Source organism: Anaerococcus sp. HMSC065G05 (genome assembly GCF_001812365.1).
Taxonomy (GTDB): Bacteria; Bacillota; Clostridia; order Tissierellales; family Peptoniphilaceae; genus Anaerococcus; species Anaerococcus vaginalis.
Genome location: NZ_KV808721.1, coordinates 37,921 through 43,826 on the forward strand (window position 1 = coordinate 37,921; position 5,906 = coordinate 43,826).

Here is a 5,906-nt window from a genome sequence, read left to right on the forward strand (position 1 = left end):
CAAAAATGCACCCACCTGCACCCACCTAAATATAATTATAAAAGTAATTACAATTTAAGTTTATAAAAGAGTGATTTTATGGTAAAATCTTTAATACGAAAGGAGCAAGATATGAAAGAAAAAGATTGTAAGACAACAATGGATTTTTATAATATGTCTGATTTTTTAAAGGGACAGTCTTCTAAAATTATAACTAAATTATCGGATAATGATGAGGCTGCTTTTATATTAAAAAATGGAAAACCAAAGGCAGTATTAATTTCTAAGGAAAGATATGATCGCCTTATAAAAACAGGAATAGATATATTAGAATACTAGTACTTAAATATCATTTAACGCATGAGAATAACAAAATTGGAGGTGATAGATTGATAAAGTACGCAGAGTTTTGTACTGGTATAGGAGGGTTTAGAATAGGTATATCTAATTCTAAAATGGAAAGTATGCCAGTTTATTCTAACGAAATAGATAATCGTTGCGAATTAACATACTATAAAAATTTCAACGAAAAATTTAATTCAAAAGATATATTTAACTTGAATGAAGAAAATTTACCTGACTTTGATATGATATGTGCAGGATTTCCATGTCAGCCTTTTTCTCAAGCTGGAAGAGGAGATGGCTTTAAGGATCCTCGAGGTACGATTTTTTTCAAACTCATGGAAATAATTAGATGTAAAAGACCTGATATTGTATTTTTTGAAAATGTACCTAATTTAAAAAATCACGATAAAGGAAATACTTTTAAAGAGATAAAAAAACAATTGAATGATGCCGGATATAATGTGTATGACAAGATAATTGATAGCACATATTTTGGAGTACCACAGAGCAGACCAAGGATATATATAGTCGCATTCTCAAAGGATAGATATTCAAATATCAAATTTGAATTTACAGAAAAATTAACAGAAAAAACGCCATTGCGAAATTTTTTAAATCTAGGTGATTACTCAATTCCAATAAGCAAAAGATGGGAGGAATATATTGATTTATATACGGAGAAAAAGGAAGAATCTGATATCTCATTTACTTTGCCTAAAACTAGAAAAAAATTAGAAAGAGTGTCAGCAAATTGCAACATTAATGACTGTGTATTCCAAATAAGATCTAGTGGAATTAGGGCATATTCTTTAGATGCACCTTTCCCAACATTTGCTGTAAGCAATTCTGGTGGTGGGGCAATGATACCAGTTTTATCAAGGGAAAGAAGACACTTAAATTTGATTGAAATGAGGAGAATAATGGGTTTCCCTGAAAGCTTTGATTTAACTGCTGTATCAAGAACGGATGCAATAAAGCAACTTGCTAACGCTGTATGCCCACCTGTAATTGAATCTATTTGCGATGATATTAAGAGAGCAATTGATAAGTTATAATATCAATTGCTCTCTCTGTTATAGTCTATCAGATATATCTTCACCAGTTGCTTTGACTATTATTGAATCTTCAGGATTTACTAAAGCACATGTTGAGTCACATTGTTCTTTGCAGATAAAACACATTTGCCTTTTACACTTGTTACAATAATGGCATAAAGCTTGATAGTTATCTATGGAATTCTCTCCCCCACGGTCTATAGGAATTCTGTGGTCAAATTCTAATGTTACTCTATCTTTTGCAAATGTGTGAGTCGGAATGTTGCTACTATTTTTAAGCTTAGATCCACATATATTACAAACACCGCCTTGTCTGTCAAGAATAGTAGTTTTATCCGCAGTACTTAACTGAGTTCTAACAGATTTTGCATTTTCATTAAATAACGATTCGTGATCATAAACATTTAGAACATATTTTCGATTCCCTTGCAACCCTTCAGCATGAACGCAAGAAAAGCCTTCCTCAGTCCATAATTCGCTAAACGGCTTATTGGCATCTCCATATCTATCTTTAATCCAGCTATTTTCATATTTGCCTTTCAAAATTGTTTTGATAGCTACAAGTCTATCGTTTGCCCCAACCAAATCCTCTTCAGAACACGTTTGGTATTTAATTAATAAAAGGAGACCTGCAATGGTTCTTCTTTTTGTAAGCCAAATGATTTTGTTGTTTGGGAAGACAATTTCATATCCACGTTCATGCAATTTAGCTTTTCTGATTTCGATAATATCTTCGATCTTTACCATTTCTTTTTTTACTCCTTTCAAAAATATTTTGGCTCATTTATTTTTTCTCCTTTACTATCTCGGCAATATCACTGATATCGCAGTCTAAAACTCTACATATTTTAATTAAAACTTCCGTAGTGACATTTCCACAGTTTGTTAACTTAGCCATTGATGAAGAGCTGATTCCAGCCATTTCACGTAGCTTGGTTTTAGTTAAGCCTTTATCGATTAGTAGTTTCCATAGTTTGTTATAACTTAGTTTCATTTTTCACCTCTCTATTCCAAGACTTACCATATAGTTCGTGTCCGTTGCTTGCTAATTGAAGCACTCGATTATTTTGCAATATTTCATAAGTTTCATCGCTATAAGAACTTTGCTTATCGAAAGCTATGAATACTTGTTTATTAATCTGATGGACTTTATCATAAATTCTCATTATTCCATCTACACCCTCATCATCAATGTTCTTAAAAAGTAAAGAATCATGTGCCAGTGCTGGAAGGGAAGAAAGGTATAAAACTGCAAGATCGAATAGAATCAGACCTTTAAAGTTTGTACCTGTTCCTGTATCTTGTGGTGTAAAGAATTCGTAGCTGTTATAATTCTTTAATGAAATTTTTGGAGAATTTCTTTTTTCCACATATAAAGTTTCATTGAACTCGTACATTTGTTGATTAAGTTTAAATGTAATGTCAGCTAGTAGACTTGATACATTTGTTTCTAATTTATCTTTGGCATCGCTCTTTAAATCGGATAGAGCTTTTTCTTCTTTAAAGGCTTCATTTTGTTCCTCAAGAGCTTGAATTTGCCTTTGGAGAGAAGAGTGTTTATCTAGAAACTCCTTTGAAAATTGGTTCTTAACTTTATGGTTGGAAAGTTCTAAACTAATATTTTCAATGTTAGTTTCAATTCTGTGATTGTCTGTTCTAGAATTTCTTTTTCTTTACTAAATTCACAACTCAATATGGAAGATAGTTTTTTATGGTAATTTTCTATTTCAAAGATTTTCTTAACATTTGCTTCTGGGAAAAATTCAGTTAAGCTCTGTATGTCTGCTTCAGTAGGCATAAGACCATACTCCATGCTAATGCTAAGCAGCTTGTTTCTTCTTTGGTATCTTTCTAACTGCGTTTCAAAGTATAGTTTTTGGGATTTTAGGTTCTCGCAATGCTTAGATTGTTCAATTTCTTCTTGAGTAATACCTTCGCTGGTTGTATCTGTAAGAGATTCTAATTCAGCCTTTAATTCATTGATGGTTTTGATATTTTCTTCAAATTTAGTCTTTCCACCCACTAGATTAGATATAAAGCTGTATTTTCTAGCATTTTTAAATGTTTTCAACTTATCTGTTTCTAAATCATACCTAGCGTGGAAAGGCTCTATATCTTTAAAGTAATCAAGAAGACTCATTAATATTTTGATAGATTCTTTTGTACTTTGGTTTCTATATCCTTGCAAAGGATAGTTCGCCTCATTATTATTTTTCCCAGCAATTCGGAAGTAGGTACTTATTAGTTGTCTAAAAGAAAGATCAGTTTTATTGCTGATATATTTTTCCATTAAAAAGTCAAGGAATTCTTTCTTTGTTATTGTATCTTCGGTTACTGAATAATCGGGATTACAAAGGATGATGGTATCTGGATCTAAGGTACTTCTTCCAAAATAATATTTTTTATCAAATTTGAAGCATGAATAAATTGTATGGTTTCCAATGTTTTTTACACCATCACTACTTAAGTAAGTATCTCCACCAAAAACAAAGTCTATGGCTAGTAATGCAGATGACTTACCAATAGAGTTAGACCCTTTTGTTGCACCTTGGATTACATTTAGGCCTTTTTTTAGTTTGATTGGTTTTCTAATCTCATTATTCTCCATGAAAACTGGAGAATATATCTCTACAAGCATAATTTCACCTCGCCTTCATCGGTCATTTCAATTGCATTTAAAGCATATAGGCAATCCATAACAGACAAAAAATCTGTAGGGTCATCTAAATTTTGACTAATCGCATGATAAATATCTACAACATTGACATTGCCATTCTTAATTTCTCTAAGCACTCTAGGAATTAAAGCTAGGGTGCTTTTTTGATATGAATATAATTTATTTGGTAATTGCATCAAACACCTCACAGCTTTGAATAAAGTAGCAAACAATGGCTTGGCAAAATATTTCTTCTTGCATTGTTACTTTATGTATTCTTTCAGATAGACTTGTAAAGATTTCGATATCGGATTTTTTTGTTTTCTTTAGCTTTTTATATGCTGCCCTTATTTGATGCTGCAAATCTTCATAGTCTATTTCTTGTCTTTTATCAAGATTTTTTAAAATTTCACGAATTGTTACAAAGTAGGTCATTACATAATTATTAACCTGAAAGTACAAGTGAAAATCCTTGGATTTATCTATTTTCTCCACTATTTCTTTTGGATCCATTGTTAGAGCAGAGAAATCTTTTTCTTTAAGTTTTTTTAGTTTTGTAATTACATTTGTTAGTCCCTTTTCTAGTTGTATAGCATCAAGTTCAATCATGCTTTCCATACGATTAGAAAGGGCTTTTTTTATTTTAACTAGTTCTCTAGTCATTTTTGTGCCGGTGTCCATTTGATAGGTAGCAAAGCAAGTAGGACATAGTGCAACTGTGTTGTCTATAGTTGATTGTTTACTTTTATTTATTTTACTTACTTCATAGACATCATTAATTTTTGAAGAGTCTGAAACGAATAGCAGCCTACCACACATTGGACAATGGCTATTACATTCTTGAAGCAAGTATTTTCCGTATTTTGTCTTCAAATCTAGTGATGATTGTATTTGCTTTTGTTGTTCAAGAATATCTGGAGAAGTTAATCCTGCCGTAGTTCTAATAATATTTACAAATATATCTGCTAGTAGTTCTGCAACATTTTCCCTTGTAGCAGCCGCATTATATGGGTGTAAATCGTCCGCCAACAGTTCTAGAGTTGCCTCTGGTCTTGTATGTAAACTATCAATGAAATTATCAGGGGTAAGTCTGTATACAATTGCTTTACAAGTAGTTTTGTTAATACCTCTTTTAGCAAAATTTTCATATGTCTTTAAACTGACCCTGTTTGAAGGGTCTTTTTTTAATCCCCATTCATTTTCCGGTACGGATGTAATCATCGCAATTAAGTCACGAACAAATTCTCCGGAGGTTAATGTATCGCTGATTCTATTAAAAAGCAGTGAATAAAAATTTTTAAACTCCATATATTGTAACCACCTCCTTTTTATTTTGAACCTCTTTGAACTACTTTGAACCTAACAAGAACCAGTTCAAAGTAGCGATTTTGTAAAATGTAATCATCAAAGAAAAACTGTGTTATTTACACATATTATATCACGCGAATATATCTTTGGTCAAACCTACCGTTCGCAAAAAGGATGGATGGTTTGCTTTAAGAAGTGTTATCACTTCAAGAAAAAATTCATGTTTGTTGACCTACTAGCTATGGGTTTATTCGGAACAAGCATGGAAAAACTAAATAGTTCAGCTCACTAACCGAATAAGGCGAGCTGCAAGTAATGAATGAAGGAAACTTCAGAAAAGCTTGTGGTCTTTTTATTGTGCCTTATTTTAGCTGATTTCTAGAAATTCCTTCATTCCAAGAAAATGGAGGGATTTCAAATGAAAATTCGTAAAACAAGACAAGATGAGCGTGGAGTATATAAATACTCATATCAAGTAAGAACGGAAAATGGTGGGTACACAACAGAAACTGTAGTACTTAGACCAGGAGAGGATGGTGTAACTGAGATGGACATTAAAAGAC

General features: G+C 32.0%; 8 protein-coding genes. 2 read left to right on the forward strand and 6 right to left on the reverse strand.

From position 1 onward, the window contains the following. The first annotated feature begins 111 nt into the window (after window positions 1-111). Window positions 112-318, forward strand: a complete 207-nt coding sequence (locus HMPREF2852_RS07265) for a type II toxin-antitoxin system Phd/YefM family antitoxin (RefSeq protein WP_070607185.1) — start codon at window positions 112-114, stop codon at window positions 316-318. A gap of 50 nt (window positions 319-368) precedes the next feature. Beyond that, window positions 369-1,379 (forward strand): DNA (cytosine-5-)-methyltransferase, encoded by a 1,011-nt coding sequence (gene dcm / locus HMPREF2852_RS07270; protein WP_186821937.1) that lies wholly within the window; start codon window positions 369-371, stop codon window positions 1,377-1,379. Window positions 1,380-1,397: 18 nt separating this feature from the next. On the opposite strand, the gene HMPREF2852_RS07275 is transcribed toward dcm, so the two are convergent. The 6 genes from HMPREF2852_RS07275 to HMPREF2852_RS07300 form a co-directional block, all read right to left on the reverse strand. Continuing rightward, window positions 1,398-2,126 carry an HNH endonuclease gene (locus HMPREF2852_RS07275; protein ID WP_070607202.1) on the reverse strand — a complete coding sequence of 243 codons (729 nt, stop codon included), beginning with the start codon at window positions 2,124-2,126 and terminating at the stop codon, window positions 1,398-1,400. Window positions 2,127-2,163: 37 nt separating this feature from the next. Further along, on the reverse strand, window positions 2,164-2,373 hold the full coding sequence (locus HMPREF2852_RS07280) for a helix-turn-helix domain-containing protein (protein WP_070607194.1): 210 nt from the start codon (window positions 2,371-2,373) through the stop codon (window positions 2,164-2,166). Continuing rightward, window positions 2,357-2,776 carry a DUF2326 domain-containing protein gene (locus HMPREF2852_RS10170; protein WP_261668231.1) on the reverse strand — a complete coding sequence of 140 codons (420 nt, stop codon included), beginning with the start codon at window positions 2,774-2,776 and terminating at the stop codon, window positions 2,357-2,359. Before HMPREF2852_RS10170 ends, HMPREF2852_RS07280 begins: the two co-directional genes overlap by 17 nt. Before the next feature lie 212 nt (window positions 2,777-2,988). Next, window positions 2,989-4,017, reverse strand: coding sequence for a hypothetical protein (locus HMPREF2852_RS10175; protein WP_261668232.1), 1,029 nt, complete (start codon window positions 4,015-4,017; stop codon window positions 2,989-2,991). Then, complete coding sequence (locus HMPREF2852_RS07295; RefSeq protein WP_001933535.1) at window positions 4,008-4,232, reverse strand: ABC-three component system middle component 7; 225 nt, start codon at window positions 4,230-4,232, stop codon at window positions 4,008-4,010. Before HMPREF2852_RS07295 ends, HMPREF2852_RS10175 begins: the two co-directional genes overlap by 10 nt. Then, on the reverse strand, window positions 4,216-5,343 hold the full coding sequence (locus tag HMPREF2852_RS07300; protein WP_070607199.1) for an ABC-three component system protein: 1,128 nt from the start codon (window positions 5,341-5,343) through the stop codon (window positions 4,216-4,218). The genes HMPREF2852_RS07295 and HMPREF2852_RS07300 overlap by 17 nt, the downstream gene beginning before the upstream one ends. Between the last annotated feature and the right edge of the window lie 563 nt (window positions 5,344-5,906).